The 19,148-nt window shown below is 45.5% G+C and carries 14 protein-coding genes and 1 tRNA gene; 12 read left to right on the top strand and 3 right to left on the bottom strand.

Annotated features, from left to right (window positions below; all coding sequences use genetic code 11):
- Nucleotides 1-29 precede the first annotated feature (29 nt).
- Nucleotides 30-584: a biotin transporter BioY gene (locus EO93_RS01670; RefSeq protein WP_048160824.1), complete on the bottom strand. Its 555-nt coding sequence runs from the start codon at nucleotides 582-584 to the stop codon at nucleotides 30-32.
- Nucleotides 581-1,588 (bottom strand): biotin synthase BioB, encoded by a 1,008-nt coding sequence (gene bioB / locus EO93_RS01665; protein WP_082107524.1) that lies wholly within the window; start codon nucleotides 1,586-1,588, stop codon nucleotides 581-583. Before bioB ends, EO93_RS01670 begins: the two co-directional genes overlap by 4 nt.
- A 234-nt stretch (nucleotides 1,589-1,822) precedes the next feature.
- On the opposite strand from bioB, the gene EO93_RS01660 reads away from it, so the two are divergent.
- The 12 genes from EO93_RS01660 (at nucleotide 1,823) to thiC (ending at nucleotide 17,676) form a co-directional block, all read left to right on the top strand.
- Nucleotides 1,823-1,897 (top strand) — tRNA-Arg (locus tag EO93_RS01660).
- Between the two features lie 429 nt (nucleotides 1,898-2,326).
- Nucleotides 2,327-2,782 carry an N-acetyltransferase gene (locus EO93_RS01655; RefSeq protein WP_048131582.1) on the top strand — a complete coding sequence of 152 codons (456 nt, stop codon included), beginning with the start codon at nucleotides 2,327-2,329 and terminating at the stop codon, nucleotides 2,780-2,782.
- A gap of 232 nt (nucleotides 2,783-3,014) precedes the next feature.
- On the top strand, nucleotides 3,015-3,680 hold the full coding sequence (locus tag EO93_RS01650) for a metal-dependent transcriptional regulator (RefSeq protein WP_048160822.1): 666 nt from the start codon (nucleotides 3,015-3,017) through the stop codon (nucleotides 3,678-3,680).
- A gap of 51 nt (nucleotides 3,681-3,731) precedes the next feature.
- Entirely contained in the window at nucleotides 3,732-5,711 is a 1,980-nt protein-coding gene (gene feoB, locus EO93_RS01645) for a ferrous iron transport protein B (RefSeq protein ID WP_048160820.1), read from the top strand.
- 651 nt (nucleotides 5,712-6,362) lie between these two features.
- The gene (locus EO93_RS01640) at nucleotides 6,363-6,542 is read left to right on the top strand and encodes a hypothetical protein (RefSeq protein WP_235282815.1); all 180 of its coding nucleotides are present in this window, start codon (nucleotides 6,363-6,365) and stop codon (nucleotides 6,540-6,542) included.
- A 780-nt stretch (nucleotides 6,543-7,322) separates the two neighbouring features.
- A complete protein-coding gene (locus tag EO93_RS01635) occupies nucleotides 7,323-8,306 on the top strand; it encodes a hypothetical protein (RefSeq protein ID WP_048160818.1) in 984 nt (327 codons plus the stop codon).
- A gap of 54 nt (nucleotides 8,307-8,360) precedes the next feature.
- Nucleotides 8,361-11,888 (top strand): chromosome segregation protein SMC, encoded by a 3,528-nt coding sequence (gene smc / locus EO93_RS01630; RefSeq protein WP_048131575.1) that lies wholly within the window; start codon nucleotides 8,361-8,363, stop codon nucleotides 11,886-11,888.
- Nucleotides 11,881-12,948, top strand: coding sequence for a ScpA family protein (locus EO93_RS01625; RefSeq protein ID WP_048160816.1), 1,068 nt, complete (start codon nucleotides 11,881-11,883; stop codon nucleotides 12,946-12,948). The genes smc and EO93_RS01625 overlap by 8 nt, the downstream gene beginning before the upstream one ends.
- A 45-nt stretch (nucleotides 12,949-12,993) precedes the next feature.
- A complete protein-coding gene (gene scpB / locus EO93_RS01620; protein ID WP_048160814.1) occupies nucleotides 12,994-14,109 on the top strand; it encodes an SMC-Scp complex subunit ScpB in 1,116 nt (371 codons plus the stop codon).
- Nucleotides 14,110-14,303: 194 nt separating this feature from the next.
- Nucleotides 14,304-14,855: a TATA-box-binding protein gene (locus tag EO93_RS01615; protein ID WP_048131567.1), complete on the top strand. Its 552-nt coding sequence runs from the start codon at nucleotides 14,304-14,306 to the stop codon at nucleotides 14,853-14,855.
- Between the two features lie 176 nt (nucleotides 14,856-15,031).
- Nucleotides 15,032-15,949 carry an S-layer glycoprotein N-glycosyltransferase AglJ gene (gene aglJ / locus EO93_RS01610; RefSeq protein WP_048160812.1) on the top strand — a complete coding sequence of 306 codons (918 nt, stop codon included), beginning with the start codon at nucleotides 15,032-15,034 and terminating at the stop codon, nucleotides 15,947-15,949.
- A gap of 440 nt (nucleotides 15,950-16,389) precedes the next feature.
- Nucleotides 16,390-17,676 carry a phosphomethylpyrimidine synthase ThiC gene (thiC, locus tag EO93_RS01605; protein ID WP_048131560.1) on the top strand — a complete coding sequence of 429 codons (1,287 nt, stop codon included), beginning with the start codon at nucleotides 16,390-16,392 and terminating at the stop codon, nucleotides 17,674-17,676.
- Nucleotides 17,677-17,875: 199 nt separating this feature from the next.
- Here the strand turns inward: thiC and EO93_RS01600 are convergent, their stop codons facing one another.
- Nucleotides 17,876-19,102, bottom strand: a complete 1,227-nt coding sequence (locus EO93_RS01600) for a DUF4367 domain-containing protein (RefSeq protein ID WP_082107529.1) — start codon at nucleotides 19,100-19,102, stop codon at nucleotides 17,876-17,878.
- Between the last annotated feature and the right edge of the window lie 46 nt (nucleotides 19,103-19,148).

Below are 19,148 nucleotides of genomic sequence, written 5' to 3'. Positions count from 1 at the left end.
TTGCTGTTTTTGGCTTTTTGCTTACTTTTTCAGATCCTGTACCTGGAAGCTATATGGGCAGCAATTGCCAGTTTCAGGATGTCCCCGATAATGAATGGAAGCACTCCCAGGGTTATTGCTTGCAGGAGGTCCAGTTTGGCGACAAATGCCAGCTGGGCCACGCCCAGAACATAGACGATTACGAGCCCTATGCCTATATAAAGAGCATTTGAGATGTAGTCGTTTTTTCCGCTCTTCTCACTCAGGTACCCTATTACAAATGCCGCAATTATGAAGCCTATTATGTATCCGCCTGTTGGTCCCAGGATCACGCCGAGCCCCGAGGCCCCGCCTGCAAAAACGGGTAGCCCTGCAATCCCCAGCAGAGTGTATATCAACATGCTGAGGGTGCCCCATTTGCTCTTAAGCATACTCCCTGCCAGGAAGACAAAGAGGGGCTGCATGGTAACCGGTACCGGAGAAAAGGGGAGTGGGATTTTGATGTACGCCCCCGCTGCAATCATTGCGGCGAAAAGGGATGCAAACACCATTTTTCTAAGTTCCGAGGATTGGGCAATGCCGTATGTTTCGTTTTTCCCTTTCATTCTTTCATTTCTCCTGTTTTTATGTTTTCAAAGTTTAGTCCTGCATCCCGTATCATCTGCAGGTCCATTTCCGGACTTCTCCCTTCAGTGGTCAGGTAGTTGCCGAGCATCAACCCGTTGGCCCCGCAAAAAAGGGCAAGGGACTGCAGGTCCCTTAGGTTCTTTTCTCTTCCCCCTGCAAGCTTGATATTTTTCTCCGGCAGGACGAGCCTGAAAAGGGCTATGCTTTTAAGGATCTCCATCGGGGGCAGAGGGGCTGCATTCTCCATCGGAGTTCCCGGAACCGGGTTTAAGATGTTGATTGGCACGGCATCTACGTCCAGTTCTCTCAGGGTAAGGGCCAGTTTTATCCGGTCTTGCATACTCTCCCCGAGCCCCAGGATCCCTCCTGAACATACTTCAAGCCCGGCTTCCTTTGCAGTCCTGATTGTCCGTATCCGGTCGGCATACGTATGTGTGCTACAGATGCGCCTGAAAAAGCTTTCAGAGCTTTCCAGGTTGTGGTGGATTCTTGAAACCCCGGCTTCTTTCAGCTTCCCCGCCGATTCCGGGCTCAGGGTTCCGATGGACGCGCAGACTTCAAGTCCGGTCCTGTTTTTTATCAGCCTCACGGCATCCAGGATGCTTTCAAGTTCCTCAAACTTCAGGCGGTTCCCGCTTGTGACTATCGAAAATCGGCATGTTCCGGCCTTTTCAGCGTTTTTTGCGTCTTCAAGGAGTCTCCCGGGGCTTAGCAGTGGATATTCCCTGGTTTCCGCACAATGGTGAGCTGACTGGGCACAGAACCTGCAGTCTTCGGGGCAGCGCCCGCTTTTTGCGTTTGTAATTGCACAGAGATCTACAGTGTTCCCCAGCTTTGCTCTCAAGCGGTTTGCGATGGTAAAGAAGTCGAAGAGGTCGGGCCCGGTAAGCACTGCAAACTCCATAATTTCCTCTTCGTCCAGAGGGATTCCCTTATTGAGTTTGTCTCTGATCCGAGGGGGCATCGTGGCAATTTCCTTCATTGTTAACCTCTTTCTATGACGCGGTTAACTTTAAATCCGGGACTTGTTTATTAAAGTTTTCTCTCAACTTTGATACCAAAACTATCTGTACTCTCCTTTTTGCCCGGATTTAGGGGCTTTTTCTCTTCTCCGGGCGATAATTAAATATATATCTTATGCCGGTATTATGGATACTTCACCTGGAATGCAGTTTTAGCATACTGTTACATGCTGTATTTTCGGGAGTTGCATTGTGGGCGCGTGGCCTAGCCCGGATATGGCGGCAGCCTCCTAAGCTGTAAGTCGGGGGTTCGAATCCCTTCGCGCCCGCTAATTTCTATCTCTTTTATGCAGCATCCGTTTTATTCATGTTTCACTTAATCTGCTTTCCCTGACTTTTTTGAAGGCTTGTTTTTGAAAGTTTATCTCATGGGAAAGTTCTGTAAGTATGGACGCTTTTCTTCTTCAGAAGGTTATCAGTTCATGCTTTTGTCTTCCGGACATCTCTTCTCTGTGTCCTTCTCCGTGTCCGTAAAACAAGTATGTAGTTAGAGAAGAGCCTATATCCAGAAGAGACTGAACTATGGATGGGAAGTGTCCCGATGGGAAGTGTCCCGCAAATTGGAGAGGCCTGCCCCGAAATTATGGAATAAATTCTTATTTAGAAATACATTATTCCTAGCTGGAATACAGTAAATTCTTATAATGCAGCATAATTTCTATTAAAAAACATAACTGCCGCTTCAGAGGAAACAGGAATTGATCAGAAAAGCCAGGATAAGTGATGTTGTTGAGATGAAGCAAATCATCAACACTTACTCTAAGGATGAGCTTATGCTTGCTCGCTCCCTTAGTGAGATGTACGAGAACATAAGGGATTTTTATGTATGTGAGGTCGAAGGAGAGGTTGTGGGATGCTGTGCCCTGCATGTGGTCTGGGAAGACCTTGCAGAAATCCTTGCTCTCGCAGTTAAGCCCGATTGTGCAAGAAAAGGAGTAGGCACACAGCTTGTTTCAGCCTGTCTTGAGGATGCTAAAGATCTTGATATGAAGGAAGTCTTTGCTCTTACTTATGTGCCTGAGTTTTTTGAAACCCTGGGCTTTAATATTGTGGATAAAAACAGCCTTCCCAGGAAAATCTGGTCTGGTTGCATCAGGTGCCCCAAATTTCCGGACTGTAATGAAATTGCAGTTCTTAAATCTATCAACGCCTGAAATCTTTCAGGAACCCTCAGGAAGTCTTACGCTTCACGACTCCTGAATTTTTTATTTTGTTTTTTCCTGCCCGATTCCATGTGATAAACTCCGGTTTTGAAATCTTTCTCAACCCATATTTATTTTGAAAGATCGAAACCAAAAGCTATTTATTCAGTAATCCTATTCTTTTTAGGTTGTCCTAATTATCTGGCCTGATAAATTTCGGGCATGTGTTGGTGGAATGGTGTTAATGCATACAGATCGACTCGAAGAATATTTAGAAACTATTCTTTACCTTATTACGAAAAACCAGAGCCCTGCAAAAACCAAACAAATTGCAGAAGAACTGAATGTATCTCCGCCCAGTGTGACGGAAATGATCAAAAAATTGCATTCTATGGGGTTCGTCGAGTATAAGCCCTATCAAGGAGTCGAATTGACCACAAAAGGAGCTGAAGAAGCTATCCGGGTCAAGAGGAAACACCAGGTTCTTGAGACTTTCCTGGCTGAAGTCCTTGATTTTGACAGGAAGGAAGCCCACAAGGAAGCCTGCGAGCTTGAGCACGCGGTATCAGACTCAGTGCTTGAGAAACTTTACGATTTCCTGGGAAATCCGGAGTACTGCCCCGACGGACACCCAATTAATATCGATAAAAGTAACTTGCAGCGCGAGGAAGGATTCATTCCTCTCGATGAAATGAAAGAGGGAAGTTCAGGTACGATTGCCAGGGTAACCCTTCCAAGGGAGACAAAAGAGCGGTTAACCTCTCTTGGTATCCTTACAGGAGAAGGTATTGAAGTCAGGCGCAAGCAAAAGCAGGGATGTATCTCAGTCATGGTTGTTGGGTCTGAGATTGCTCTTGGAAGAGATATAGCAAAGAAAATTTTTATCACTCCTAAAGGTAAAAATGCGTAAAAAAGGGACAATGCTGGCACTTTACAGGTACAGGGAAAAATTAATGGAGGCATGATAGGGATTTCCAGCTCATGCTGTACTTCTGGCAACAGAGGTCAAAAGAATTCTCCTTATGATGTGACACTGGCCTTCATAGGCAACCCGAGCGTTGGAAAAAGCGTTTTTTTCAGCAGGCTTACAGGAGTTGGGGTTGAGGTTTCCAATTACCCGGGCACTACGGTTGCGCTTAAAAGAGGGAGTGTAAATGCCAGAGGCAAGACCATTGAAGTAGTTGACCTGCCTGGAATATATTCTCTCGGGGTTGCAAACGAAGACGAAAAGGTAACCAAGAGATTTCTTATTGAAGATCAGCCGGATGTCATTATCAATGTCCTTGATGCAAGCAGGCTTGAGAGAAACCTCTATTTGACTCTACAGCTGCTGGAACTCGATATCCCTATGGTTATTGCCTTAAATCAGGTGGATCTGGCAGCAGAGCTCGGAATTCTTATTGATACGGAAAGACTTTCAGAACTCTTAGGCCTGCCTGTAGTCTCCACTGTCGCAACGTGGGGGGTAGGGCTTGATGAGGTAGTGCTCGTGGCTCTCGAAGAGAAAGACAAAGTCCAGGACCACCACAGGGTAAAGTACAGCCAGTGGATTCTCCAGGCTCTGTCCGGTCTTGACCATGCTTTTCCGGATTCATCTCAAAGTGTCAAGATTGCAGCTCTGCTGAACGATGCCGAGTTTGTGGAACTCTGCTGCATGCCGCCTGAAGCCCATGCCATTCTCTCTTCTGCCCGGCGCTTCAGGCAGAACCTTGAGATCGAGCACGGAATTTCGGTCCCGGATACTGTTGCAAGAGACCTGTACGGAGAATCCGGGCATATCGTAGATAGTGTTGTCTCAGTGTTCGAACCGAAAAAAAGATTTCGTGACAGGATAGACAGTGTTCTTACCTCTCCTAACTTCGGGATTGCGGTTCTCATAGCGGCCCTGCTCCTTACTTTTCTTCTCGTCTTCAGGGTAGGAGGCTTCCTTGAAAACTGGATTGTGAATGATTTTTTTGAGCCTCACGTGATTCAGCCAGTGGAAACAATGACTCTTGGCATGGCGCCTATCTTTAGAAACCTGATTCTTTATTCCCTGCGGGGTGTGGAAGCCGGATTTGCAATTGCAATCCCGTATATTGCAGTTTTCTATGCTATCCTTTCCATATTCGAGGACTCAGGCTACCTGACCAGGGCAGCTTTTCTCCTGGACAACCTGACCCACAAGCTCGGGCTTCATGGGAGAGCTGTTATCCCTCTGGTTCTGGGGTTTGGCTGCAATGTCCCCGCAATAATGGCAGTGCATGCCCTTGGCACCAGGAGGGAAAAGCGGATAGCTTCGCTTCTTATCTCCCTTATTCCCTGCTCTGCAAGGACAGTTATTATCCTGGGACTTGTGGGGACATTTGTTGGTTTCTGGCCCGCGGTTTCTATCTATGTGCTGGACGTTCTCATTATTGCAGCGATGGGTTGGGTTCTCGGAAAAACCCTTCCAGGCCAGAGAAGCGGCTTCATTATGGAAATGACCCCTCTCAGAAAACCTGAACTGAAATCCACTCTCAGGAAGACCTGGATGAAAAGCCGGGAGTTTTTATATATCGCTTTTCCGCTGCTGCTTGCAGGGAGCGCATTCCTCGGAATCGCCGATGCCCTTGGTCTTCTTTCTATCTTCCAGGACTTTGTAGAACCTGTATCTGTTGGCCTACTGGGCCTTCCGGCTTTTGCCGCAACAGCCCTGGTTTTTGGAATTCTCCGAAAGGAAATGGCTCTCCAGATCCTGGCCGTACTTGCAGGCACAGCCAACTTCGCAGCTGTAATGACCCCCCTTCAGATGTACCAGTTTGCGGTTATTACTACCATTTATGTCCCGTGCGTGGCAACGATTGCAGTACTGAAGCATGAGCTTGGAACAAAGGATACAGCTATGATTGTTACCTTCACCATATTCCTTGCTCTTGTGGTAGGTGTCTTGATCCGGATTCTCGGGCCTCTCTTCCTGTGACGCCCGAGTTGCGATTCGGGATCACAGGAAATCGGAGATTTCCTGGGAGTTGCACTGCAAGTGCAACAGCCCGCAGTCCTTTTCGCTGCGCTCAAGAGGACTATTTATGAGTTTTAGTAGTGAACTTTGCTCCAAGGACAAATTTATGGGTTTTATCAGTTATCTTCGCTCAGGAGGTCTAAATTACAAATATTTCTGACCCTTTCAACCATATTCGCTATAAATAGTCGTTTTATTCACTTCTTTTAAGATGGGCAGACAGGCTGGTGGAGGCGCTCATATTTGCCGGAATTGAAACACGGTTTCCGGGTTTAAGGGAGGTATTTCTCTGGCTGACAGAGGAACGTGCTGAAATTCCGTTATATTGAGTAAAAAGCGATATTTAAGGAAAGATCAATTAATTTATGAGATTAATTAAATTATCAAAAAACAGCAAGTTTTTTTATTTACTTCAATGCCGATTCGTTGGAACGTATGTTTCTGTATGCCGGGTACAATAATTATATATTAGTAAACTTATCTATTCTTTCTCGTCTGTTTTCATATTATAGTAAATTATTAATACTTCATGCATCGTGTTTATTTTCGATGACTCGGATTACCGATCACATACACAAAAACGTTTTTAGTGTTATTATGGATATTTTCGAAATGGATCATTTCCGAGAGCCTGAAGTTGAAGAGGTTCAACTTTTCCTTGAAAGCACCGGAACCCACGGTTCTATTGTTAACGAGAGTGCTCTGGAGATGGACTGCAGCACATCCCCCAAAATCCAGGAGAGGCAGAGTGTACTTCTTAATTTCGATGAGTCTATTCCGTCCATTGAGTAACACTTTCTTCTAAAAATTTCCAACCCCTGTTGAAATCCAACTCTTTAACTCATTTAATTTTTGAGTTACCTTTTGGGTTTCATTCCCTATTTTGTACAAATCCCGGATTGAAGCCTCTATCTTGTTTATATGATATCATTAACAGCATTCCGCGTTCTGGACTTTATCTCTTATTTTTATATCTGCCCTTTATCCAGTCTTTCCGGGAATAGAATTGCACCTGATACACATATTTAATATTTTTGTACAGACGATGCCGAAAAATATTTATTCTACTGTTCTGCCCTTTTCCTCTCCAGAAAGTTATTATCTCCATGGGATTGCTGAATTCTTGATCCGGGTATTATGTGCTCGAAAGTGAGGCATTTTAGCATCAATATTATTCTTTACAGGAAGATTTAAGGAAAACTGTTCATTCTCTTCCAGAGCATTTTCCGATCTGCATCTCCTGTTTTCTGTCCTTTCTGACGTTTAACCCTTCTTCCTTCGGAAATTTCATATTTTATACAATTTCTCCTGTTCTTATATGCGGTTTCTGCACCCGTTTTCAGAAAGGTTTATTAAGTTATCTTATTATAATATAATTTAAAGTTATTTCGGGTCAGCTGAATACTATCGATTACCATATATATATAAAGTAAGATTACATGTACTTTATACACATTATTTAAATTTGTCAGATTGAATCTATTTAATTATATTACACTGACGTTTCATGCTAACAAAAAACTGCAGACATAAGGAAACCCGGGACCCGAATTTATTGTTAGAGGTATTTTCATGAGAACTGGACAGAGGGACGTGCACAATACACCGCTTAAAAGGCGACTGTCAATAACCTATGAGGAGCTCGAGACTCTCAAAAAATCAATAAAGATTTCGGTTCTCAATGAACTGCAGGCCGAAATGGAAAACAGTTCCGATCTGGATTCCTTTAAGGACCAGATCCTTTCCGAAATCAGAACAGAATTGAAGGGGCTCCCTGATTCTGCATCACTAAAGGCTTCAATTATTAGCGAACTGCGAGCCGAATTCAGTTCTGGCAAAGATAATGACTCTGCGACAGCGGACCGGCGGCTGAAGGAACTGGCAGGAATTCAGGACGGGCTTGTCAGGGAGCTGCTTGACCAGAAAATGCTTATAAAACAGCTGGAAAAAGACCTCGAAAAACTCTCCGGAGCGCTGGGAGGTATGCAAAATACTGTTTCTTTCTCTCCCCCCTCGCCTCCCTCTTCTCCTTCTGTTTCTCTTCCCATCCTCGAAGACCCCCTTGACCTTCCTCCTCTCTCCAGAAAACCAACGCGTAAACTTGAGTTCAGGAAAGAGAACTATTCCGCACACGAGCTTATTGATTTCAGGGAAGCTCCTGCATCCCTGCCAGGCACAAATGCAAAAGTTCAGCTTAAGATAAGGGAGGTTGAGCCCGAGGAACTTGACGAACAGGAGGTTGTCGAAACAAAGTGTGAGTATATCATCGCCGAGAGCGGGGATCGAAAACGGCTTAGAGGCAACCTGAGGCAGTCGACTCCAGTAAGAGAGGCCCCGGCGGGACAGTTGTTCCCTCCAAGCTCGAGATCTTCTATGAGGCGCCAATCTCCTGTGAATGCAGACCCTGTAAGAGCCCGACCCGATGAAGATTATAAATGCGAGTACATAATCGCCGAAAAGGCTCCAAAAAAGCGTTTAATCGATGAGTCCGTGGATCTTAGGGATACTGATGATGCGGAAATCATAACCTGCAATCGGAAAGACCCCCAGGCGTAATGAGGCTGAAAAAACGGAGACATCCTCAAAAACGCAAAACCTCAGAGGCATTCTGTGTACATAAAAGAAATCGAGTTCGTTAATTTCAAGTCCTTTGGAAAAAAAGTAAAGATTTCCTTTTTCAATGACTTCACCACTATTTCCGGTCCTAATGGGAGTGGGAAGTCAAACATCATAGATGGGATTCTCTTTGCGCTCGGGCTTTCGAGCTCCAGGACTCTCCGGGCTGAAAAACTTACGGATCTTATTTACAATGGAGACGAGGCAAAAAAGCCTGATTTTGCCCAGGTTACGATCCGTTTTGACAATACTGACCGCAAGATGCCGTTAGAGCTTGATGAGGTTGAGGTCTCAAGAAAGATCAAGCGGACAAAAAATGCGTACTACAGTTACTTTTACTTTAATGGAAAAGCCGTAAGCCTGGGGGAAATCCATTCCCAGCTTGCAAAGGCAGGAGTAACGCCTGAAGGTTATAATGTGGTAATGCAGGGAGATGTCACGCAGATCACCTCCATGACCTCTGTAGAAAGGCGGAAAATCATTGACGAAATTGCCGGGGTTTCAGAATTTGATGAGCGTAAGCAAAAGGCGCTCGGGGAACTGGAAATCGTCAGGCAGCAGGTCGAACGCGTGGACATCATCCTTGAAGAGGTGCGTACCCAGCTTGAAAAACTTGCAGGGGAACGAGACCAGGCACTGAAGTACCAGGCTCTGAAGACTGAAAAAATTAAATTTGAAGGCTATGTCCTGCTCTCCAAACTCAAGGATGCCAGAACAGAACTGGAAAATGTGGACAAAGAACTTGCAGGGAAAGAAGAGCACTTTGAAAAAGTCCAGGTACTGCTGGACGAGAGGGTTAAGGAATTAGAAGCCCTTGAACAGGCCCTGGAAACAATTTCCCTTGAAATCCGGAAAAAAGGGGAAGACGAACAGCTGCAGGTCAAAAGGGAAATCGAAGAGACAAAAGGGGAAATTTCCCGCTGTGTGGACAGCATTGAGCTTTCGGAATCCGAACTTGAAGACGCTGACGCAAAGCGCAGAAAGGCGTTTGTTGATATCGACTCCACAAAGGGCAAGGTAGGGGAGCTCGAAGAGAAAATCGAAACTGAAAACGTGAGAAAAGAAAGCATCTCTTCTGAGCTGTCCGAGAGAAAAACCGAGCGTATGCTGCTTCAGAGCAGGATTGCGGATGTGGATGCAAAGTTTGCAGCAACAAGGGACGAGCTCATGGCTGCCCGCAAGAAACTTGAGGACATTAAAAACAAAAAAAATGAGCTTATCCGAAATGAGGACCGGCTCCTTGATACCCTCAGGAGAAAATCGTCGGAATTGCGGGATATCGAAAACCAGATCAGGGATGCAGAAGCTGCATTCACCGCCTCTGACAGTGATACTCTTTCTGTCCAGTATGAGATTGAGAAGCTTACGGAAAACCTGGAGTCCCTGATAAAAGACCGTGACGATGTCGAGAGCAGCCATTTCAGGGTCAAGGAAGACATAAAGAAACTTGAGAGCAGGCTTCACGGGCTCCAGCAGGAATATGCAATTGCTGAGGCAAGGGTCCGGGCTTCGGAACAGGGAGGCGGATATTCAAGGGCTGTGGAAATGGTAATCGGAGCTTCCAGGCAGAATGAACTCTTTGGAATTCACGGGACCATTGCCCAGCTGGGAAAAGTTGACCGCAGGTATGCGGCTGCCCTTGAGGTTGCTGCAGGTAACAGGATGCAGGCAGTTGTTGTAGATAATGATGGGGATGCTGCAGAGGCAATCGAATTCCTGAAACGGAGAAAGGGCGGAAGAGCTACCTTCCTTCCGCTTAATAAAATGAGGGATTCCAGGCGGCTTGAAAGCCTCAGTTATGAAAATGGAGTAATAGGGTACGCAATTGACCTCATCGAATTTGATCCCGACTTCGAACCTGCTTTCTGGTATGTTTTCCAGGATACCCTTATTATGGAAAACCTTGCCAGTGCCCGCCGTTTCATGGGAAAGGCGAGAATGGTCACCCTTGAAGGTGAACTCCTTGAAAAGAGTGGGGCAATGGTTGGAGGTTCTCTTTCTTCAAAATCGGGGATCTCTTTTGCGGCAGCGGAAAAAGACAAACTCCTTGAGCTTGCAGGCGAGATTAAATCCCTCGACGCAAGCCGGACTGCAGCGATCAGTAAACAGGACAATATTGAAAGCCACGTTTTTGAGTTGAGCAGGAAGATCCGCGACTGTGAGGCTACCATCTCCAGAAAAGAACTCGAACTTCAGGAAATCGCCGGCAGGGGAACTAAACTTACAGAACTCCTTGAAGCTAAACAGGCAGACCTGAGAGCAATTGAAGAGTCCAGGACAGAACTCAGGGCTGAAATGGACAGTGTAATTGCAGAAAAGGCTGAAAAAGAAGGTGCTTTGGCTGAACTTGAGGTACAGGTTGCCGAAATTGAGGCAAAGCTTGCTGATTCTCCTCTCCCCGAGATCAACAAAAAAGCCGAGTTTGTAGACGAGGAAATCCGGAGGCTTGACGGCAGGATCAGGGACACCGAAGCAAACCTGAATGCCCTGCAGCTCGAAAAAGAGTATGCTGAGCAGAAGATTGCCGAAGCTAAGGAGCTTATCCGGGAACTCGATGAAAAGAAAGCTTCAAGGCGTGAAAAAGTAGATTCTCTCAGGGCAAAAATTGCGGAACTTGAAGTGCAACTTAAGGAAAAACAGAACCGGGAACTTGAACTTTCCGACGAGCTTATGGGGCTCCAGAAAGAAAGGGAAAATGTTCAGGCCGAGTACAGTGCAGTAAAGCGCAGGGTCAGTATAGCCGCAACCACCCTTGAAAAGGCAAAACAGCAGGTACTTACGCTCACAGCTACGAGAAGTGCACTTTTTGACCAGGAAAAGCAGCTGCTTGAAGAGATACAGAGAAGGGGCATAGAAGAATCCTTAGAGGTCCCGAGTTACGAAACCGTTTACATAAGGATCCAGGCAATCGAAGAAGCCCTGCGCAGGCTAGAACCTGTAAACATGAGGGCAATCGATGAGTATAACGAGGTGGAACTCAGGCTTTCGGACCTGCAGGGCAAACGCGATACTCTCTTTTCCGAAAGAGAACAGCTCCTTGAACGCATTGACCAGTACGAGCAGCTCAAGCGGGACACCTTTATGGAGGCTTATACAAGCATAAATGCCAATTTCAAAGAGATTTTTTACGAGCTTTCCGACGGCATGGGGGAACTCCTGCTGGAAAACCTTGATGATCCCTTTGCCGGAGGAATGACCCTCAGGGCCCAGCCAAAAGAAAAGACTCTCCAACGTATAGAAGCCATGTCCGGAGGAGAAAAGAGCCTTACCGCACTTGCCTTTATTTTTGCAATCCAGCAATACCGCCCCGCTCCTTTCTATGCCTTTGACGAGATCGACATGTTCCTTGACGGCTGGAACGTGGAGAGAGTCTCAAGGCACGTTAAAACTTCAGGCTCAAAAGTCCAGTTTATTGTTGTTTCCTTAAGAAAACCCATGATCCAGGCGGCAAGCCGGACTATCGGGGTTACAATGCAGGAGAATAACATCACGAGTATTACCGGAGTGAAGTTTAATGGCTGAACTTATAGATAATTCGGCACTTGATATTTCCGGACTTCCTTCCCCCGATGTTCGTGAATCGGGGGAAAAGAACTCTCTTTTTTCAGACCCCGAAGTTTTCGGGCTTCCGACCACTCTTTCATGCCTCGGCGTTGATTGGACTCTGCTCGACCTTTCAGAGTTTGATTCCTATGAGCCCCTGGGTATCCTGGTCGAACTTGCAAAGGACGGGAAGATCGATCCCTGGGATATCGATGTTGTGCAGCTAACTGACAGTTTTCTGCAAAGGATAGAAGAGCTCCAGAAAATGGACCTGAGGATTTCCTCAAGGACTCTCCTTTATTCAGCTGTCCTCCTCCGCATGAAATCTTCAGTAATTCTCGGAACGGAAGAAGAAGAAGATGATTTTGACTCTGGATTTTTCGATGATGAAGATCTCCCTGAGCCTGATGAGTTTCCTATCCCAAAGCTGCCTGTCCGCCGCCTTTCCACAAGGCCTGTCACACTGAATGAACTTATTCTGGAACTTAAAAAAGCTGAAAGGACGCTCTCAAGGAAAAACGAAAAGAAAGCCCGTCTGGCTGCCGAAGAACCTGATATTTCCCCGGATCCTCTGACTACCGGAGACGTGCTCGGGATTGCCCACGACGAGGCGATCGGTTCGAGGCTGGTACTTATCTGGGCAAGGCTTGTTGAACTATTTATGAAGCAGCCTGTTGTGGAGTTTTCTGACCTCCTTAAACTGAGTGAAGACAGGATCATGGATTACCTTTCCCTCCTCTTTCTTGCTTCGAGCAGAAAGATCTGGCTTTTCCAGAGTGAACTTTTCGGGGAATTGTATATTTATCCCGGAGAAGAATCAGGTTTTTCTACGGAAGGCAACCCATCTCCCTACCCTCAGATAAAACAGGGCTTAACAGGAGATGTTTCAGAGCCTGAATTTTCCATGGAAGACAATTTTGCAGATAGTAAACCTCCGGTTGAGTATGCTGATGGAGAGCCTGATGAAGCCGGGTATCCAGAGGTTCTGTCCTTTGAGCCGGAACATATAGATGTAGACTCTCCTGAAGAAACACGTTAACTCAAATGAAAAATAACCTTATCCTCTTTTCTGGTCGTGAAACTTATGAGTGAGCTTGAAATTATCGAAGCGGCTCTTTTTGCTGCGGGCAGGGCAGTAAGCCTTGAAAAACTTATGAAAATTACCGGAAAACCAAAAAAGAATGTCTTTTCGGCAGTGCAGGAGCTGATGGAGGCTTACTCTTCCCGGGGATCAGGCCTCGAAATTCTGGACCTTGGAGACCGCTACGTTATGCAGGTTAAGCCAGAATACTCCGAACTTATGCGGGACGTTGCCCCAAAAGAACTATCAGCCCCCAAACTCCGGACCCTCTCTATGATTGCTTATCATCAGCCTCTGCTCCAGTCTGACCTTATCGAAATGAGGGGCAGTGGAGCCTATGATCATATAAAAGACCTGATTGAGAGAGGATTTGTTGAGTCTGTGCCCAGCGGGAGAAGCAGGCAGCTCTCTACAACCCCGCTGTTTGCAGATTATTTCGGGCTCAAAAGAAATGACCCTAAAGACATAAAGGAAAAAATCATTGAACTATTGAGGTTGCAGGGAGGGCAGAGTGAGATAAACCTCTGGGTTGGGAAAAAGATCATTGCTGTGACTCCAATGTATGAGTCCCTTATGGGCATGTGCGGGATTAAAGACTATTTTGTTGCCAATGCTTACCGCCCTTCAAAGGAGGAAATTTCCCGCCTGCTTGAGGCTGATGTGCTTGTGGTCTCTGCCGGCTACCTGGATACCGTGAAGCAGCATTGCGATGGGGAAATCCTTGAGGTGCGTTCAACAACCTTTGAAGACCTTATCGAGGCAGTCTCTTTAATCTCTGAAGAACTTTCTGATGAGGTAGACCCCGAAATAGTGGAAAACACTCTTCGGAAGATCAGGGAGACGCGGGAAAAATACGTATCTTCGGCTTTCCTAATTGAGAGGAAGGTAAAGCCTGCAACTGAGATGGTCTCAAGGATCGTAAACGACCTCAACATAAGGATTTCTACAGACGGTATCCTTGTTGCTCCGGATTACGGGACTTCACGCGAGGGAGTGAGCATAGGTAAAGGGGCAAATATTCTGATACCTACTCACCGCACTGTAGAGGGCGACCTTCTCGAGAGGGTCTGCAAAAAATATGATTCCCTCCTTGAAGGCTTGAAAAACTTTGAAGAATGAGGCACCTCAAAGCCAATGCGGGTGCCACTTTCTCCTTTAATTTTTTTTAATTCACTGGCGCCCATAATTTAAGCTTTTCTGTTCTATTTATATTCTATATATATAGTATTTATATAGTATGCGAGGCATTTAACTATAGCTTTATATACTGGTTAGAGGATATTACTTTTGCTTTATATACTGAGGGTTGACTAATGAGCGAATCTAGCATTAAAATTGAAAACGTGGTCGCATCCACCAAACTTGCTGAAGAGTTTGATCTAATTGTGATCGAATCCGAGTTCGAAGGCGCCGAGTACAACAAGCAGAAGTTTCCAGGGCTCGTCTACAGGGTTTCTGACCCCAAAGCCGCTTTCCTGGTCTTTACTTCCGGAAAGGTTGTCTGCACAGGAGCAAAAAATGTCAATGACGTGCACACAGTTATTGGCAATATGGCAAAAAAGCTGAATGGTATAGGGATCCCGACAATCGAAAACCCGCAGATTACTGTCCAGAATATAGTTGCCTCCGCAGACCTGCACACTATTCTTAACCTCAATGCAATTGCAATCGGGCTTGGGCTTGAGAATATCGAATACGAACCCGAGCAGTTTCCAGGGCTTGTGTACAGGATCGATGTACCTAAGGTAGTTGTCCTTATCTTCAGTTCCGGAAAACTGGTAGTTACAGGCGGGAAATCCCCTGAAGACTGTGAGAGGGGTGTAGAAGTAGTCCGTCAACAGCTCGACAACATGGGGCTTTTATAAGAATCCTCATATTTTTTAATCTATTATATCCATTAAATCCATTATATCCATTAAATCCATTAAATCCATTAAATCCATTAAATCTGTCTCCGGTGGAAAGGATATGGATAGAATACTTATATAAAAACGGATTCTGCGATACGCGTAGAGGCTCCGGCAAAGGATATGTGTGAAACGTGAATAATGCAGATGTTTGCATCCTCATTCCTACCCTTAACGAAGTTGCAACGATAGGGGAGCTCATTAAAGATTTCAAGAAAGAAGGGTTTTCCAACATTCTGGTAATCGATGGAAACAGCAGGGACGGGACAGCGCAGATTGCAGAGGCAGAAGGCGCAAGAGTTGTCTTGCAGACTAAAAAGGGCAAGGGACAGGCAGTGATCCAGGCTTTCGAAATTATCGAGAGCCCTTATGTGGTAATGGTCGATGGAGATGGGACCTATCTTGCAAGAGAAGCTCCTTCTCTCCTTGAGCCTGTTCTGGAAGGAAAAGTTGACCATGTTATAGGTAGCCGGCTGGATAATTATTCCCCGGGGGCTTTTACAAAGCTTAACCTTGTGGGCAACCGCCTGATTAATATGTTTTTTAACCTTGCTTACGGAGTACATTTAACAGACATTCTCTCAGGCTACCGTGCGTTTACTCTCGAGAGTGTGAGGGACCTTGAACTTAACAAGGCCGGCTTTGAAATCGAAACCGAAATCTCTGTGGAATGCATCCTGAAAAAACAGAGGGTTGAAGAAGTCCCGATTACTTACCTCCCCCGAAGTGAAAAAGGTGCAACCAAGCTAAACCCTGTAAAAGATGGAATCAGAATCGGATCTACCATTTACAGGCTTGCAAAAGTGCATAACCCTATGTTTTACTTCGGGGTTATAGGCTTTTTCTTTATTATGGCAGGTCTGTTTACGGGAACCTATGTGGTATTCCAGTGGCTTCAGGGAATCACCCGCATCCCTCTTTCGATTCTCACAACACTGTTTATTATATTCGGTCTTCAAATGTTCATTTTCGGGATGATCAGTGATCTTATAGTAACTCTCCACAGGCAAACAGTCAGCTTAATCCAGGAGAAAAATAAGCAGAGAAAATAATAAGAAATCTCTGTGTTTTCTGATCGCTGCACATTTTTTAAGCATTCTACAGGTCTTTTCCTGTACTTATTTTTTCTTCGGATCTACTTTTTCATCTCATTTTTCATCCTCATTTTTCATCCTCATTTTTCATCCTCATTTTTCATCTCATTTTTCAAGTTTCTTCTACTATTACTCTCTCCTCAACTCAACTTTACTTGTTATCTACTCAAAACAACTTTTAATAATTCTCTATGATATACTTATTTTTATCCGATGCTATCTATTTTCGGCATCTCTCTACAGCTAAGTAAAGTAAAGTTGATTAAGGTTAAAGTTAGTTTTTTAAATAGTGTTATATATAATTACTAGCCTTTTAGGATCTAACTCACAATCCCTTTACTTACTTATGAATCTTGCATGATGATCTTACAGATAAATGAAAGCTTGAGGTACTAAATATGACAATTGTGGAAGATGCACAAAAAGGAATTATCACTGAAGAGATGAAGATCGTTGCAAAGGACGAAGGACTTGACCCTGAATTTGTCCGCCGTGGCGTTGCAGCCGGAAGAATCGTTATTCCAACCTCTCCCTACAGACAGGTAAAGATTTGCGGTATTGGAGAAGGGCTCAGGACCAAGGTCAATGCCTCCATTGGTGTATCCTCAGACATTGTTGATCCAGAGATGGAAGTCCAAAAGGCAATCGCTGCAGAAAAAGCAGGCGCCGACACCCTCATGGAGCTCGGGACCGGTGGAGACTTCCTCGCAATCAGGAAAAAAGTCATTGACAGCATCTCCCTTTCAGTTGGTTCAGTGCCTCTTTACCAGGCTTTCATTGAAGCTGCAAGGAAGTACGGTTCAATCGTGCACATGACTGAAGACGAGCTCTTCAACGCAACCGAAGCCCAGGCAAAGCTCGGAACCAACTTCATGGCAATCCACACTGGTATCAACAACATTACCCTTGACAGGCTTAAAGCCCACGGCAGGTACGGCGGTCTCTGCTCCCGTGGCGGCGCCTTCATGAGCTCCTGGATGCTCCACAACGAAAAGGAAAACCCACTTTTCGCAAACTTCGACTACCTCGTTGAAATCCTCAAGGAACACGAAGTTGTCCTCTCCACCGGAAATGGAATGCGTGCAGGTGCAATCCACGACGCAACCGACCGCGCCCAGATCCAGGAATTGATTATCAACTCCGAGATGGCTGACAGGGCACACAAGCAGGGCCTGCAGGTCATTGTCGAAGGTCCTGGCCACGTCCCCCTCGACCAGATCGAAACCAACGTAAAGCTCATGAAGGAAATGAGCGGCCACAAGCCCTTCTACATGCTCGGTCCTCTCGTTACTGACATCGCCCCCGGCTACGACCACATCGTAACCGCAATCGGCGCATCCGTATCCGCATCATGCGGCTGTGACTTCCTCTGCTATGTGACTCCTGCAGAGCACCTTGCCCTCCCGAACCTCGAAGACGTCATAACCGGAGTCAAGACCTCCAGAATTGCAGCTCACGTCGGCGACATGATAAAGTACCCCGAAAGAGCAAGACAGTGGGACCTTGACATGGGCAGAGCAAGAAGAGAACTCGACTGGGAAAAGATGTACTCCCTTGCAATCGACCCCGAACACGCAAGAGCAGTCAGGACCAGCAGGGCACCCGAAGACACCGACGCATGCACAATGTGCGGCAACTACTGCGCCCTGAAGATCGTCAACCAGAGCTACAACCTCGCAAAATAAGCAAGTAGTCTCGCAAAAAAAGTAAGGCCTTTGGCCTTTACTTTCTTTTCTTTTCTTTTGTTTTTGTTTTTGTTTTTGTTATTTTCTGTTTTTTCTGTTTTTTCTGTTTTTGTTATTTTTAGTTTTTGTTGTTTTTCAGTTTTTTAGTTTTTCTATTTTTTCCCTGGGTTTTTTCCTGTATTTTTTGTGAATTCCGGATTTATGCTTTTTCCGAAATTGACTCCGCAATTTTCAGCAGTTCGTCTTTTTCGATGTAGGCTAAGAAGTTCAGTTCAACGTCCCCAATTTTCCAGCTTAACCGCTTAGTCCCTCTCTCCGGGTCTCCAGGTTCTTCATAATACTTCCCTTCTTTTCCGTTGATGGTGATATCTTCGGCCCCTTTCGTGAGCGTGGATTCCCTGAGCTCTCCTTCGTACACCTTTTCCGTAAGTACCATGACTTCGTCTTCTTCCCTATTAACATATGTCAGGGTGACCGTTTCGTAAACCTGTCCGTTAGGTGCTGCTTTCCCATTATTCCTTGACATTGAATGGCTGAAGGCATAGCCTTCGGGCAGGTATTCCGGGACCAGAGGTTCAAAACCGGCATGCTCTTTGATTTCTTCCAGGGGAACTTCTCCCGGTTTTTCCGGATCCTCCGTGAGCACTATCGGGGCCGATTCCACGGTAATTATTTCTGTCCCTTCAGGGATCTCGAACTCAAATTCGGAGTCCGGAATCCCCGTATTGATTTCCAGGTCAAGGATTTCTATTTTCTGCACCAGGTTTCCGTTGCTGTCATATGTTTCATACTTTAAAGGCATCCACATTTCTTTATCTATCCAGATTTTTGTCGGACCAAGGGAGATCTCTTCATTTTCATCTTCATTTTCATCTTCAGTTGCTTCTCCATCTTCATTTTCATCTTCATTTTCATCTTCAGTTGCTTCTCCATCTCCCAATTTCGGAACTGCCTCAAGCAGGTACGCAGGTCTACCGGCAACTGCCTCTTCACCTAACAGCGTAACCTCAGTCTGATTAAGGAAATACTCTATGCCGCTTATGTAGTCAGATTTCGTTTGCTCTTCGTATTCCGGGAGTTTTACTTTGTAAACCGTGTTTGTCTCCGGCATGTAGTCCCAGCTGAATTCTCCGTCCGAAACCGTAAGCTGTTCACCGTCTCCCCCTCCAATATTTTTTGAATAGGTCTTCATCATCCCCGGTTTTTTATACATAATTTCTATCTGACCTTCCCATTGGTTTTCCAATGTCTCTTCTCCGGCGCAGGAGGTGATGTACATGGTATACGAGTAATCCTGGATGCTGGCTTCTTTTTGCTGCATCTGTTCTGCGATATCTTCCACATTAAGTTCCTGTTCCTGACATCCAGACACAAAAAGGGTCATAGTTATGAGGAGCAGTACCGTCAGTACTTTTCTTGATGTCATTTTCATCATCGCCTGATTTTCATGTTTTTTCCTTATTTTTTTATTT

It is taken from the genome of Methanosarcina sp. 1.H.A.2.2 (assembly GCF_000979975.1).
Classification (GTDB): domain Archaea; phylum Halobacteriota; class Methanosarcinia; order Methanosarcinales; family Methanosarcinaceae; genus Methanosarcina.
This window is presented reverse-complemented; position numbering and strand designations above follow the sequence as displayed.

Coding starts and splice junctions, on each gene's coding strand:
- EO93_RS01600 (WP_082107529.1), bottom strand. CDS start 19,102: ATGACATCAAGAAAAGTACTGACGGTACTGCTCCTCATAACTATGACC.
- EO93_RS01670 (WP_048160824.1), bottom strand. CDS start 584: ATGAAAGGGAAAAACGAAACATACGGCATTGCCCAATCCTCGGAACTT.
- feoB (WP_048160820.1), top strand. CDS start 3,732: ATGATAGGGATTTCCAGCTCATGCTGTACTTCTGGCAACAGAGGTCAA.
- EO93_RS01635 (WP_048160818.1), top strand. CDS start 7,323: ATGAGAACTGGACAGAGGGACGTGCACAATACACCGCTTAAAAGGCGA.
- bioB (WP_082107524.1), bottom strand. CDS start 1,588: ATGAAGGAAATTGCCACGATGCCCCCTCGGATCAGAGACAAACTCAAT.
- EO93_RS01650 (WP_048160822.1), top strand. CDS start 3,015: ATGCATACAGATCGACTCGAAGAATATTTAGAAACTATTCTTTACCTT.
- EO93_RS01640 (WP_235282815.1), top strand. CDS start 6,363: ATGGATCATTTCCGAGAGCCTGAAGTTGAAGAGGTTCAACTTTTCCTT.
- scpB (WP_048160814.1), top strand. CDS start 12,994: ATGAGTGAGCTTGAAATTATCGAAGCGGCTCTTTTTGCTGCGGGCAGG.
- thiC (WP_048131560.1), top strand. CDS start 16,390: ATGACAATTGTGGAAGATGCACAAAAAGGAATTATCACTGAAGAGATG.
- EO93_RS01615 (WP_048131567.1), top strand. CDS start 14,304: ATGAGCGAATCTAGCATTAAAATTGAAAACGTGGTCGCATCCACCAAA.
- EO93_RS01625 (WP_048160816.1), top strand. CDS start 11,881: ATGGCTGAACTTATAGATAATTCGGCACTTGATATTTCCGGACTTCCT.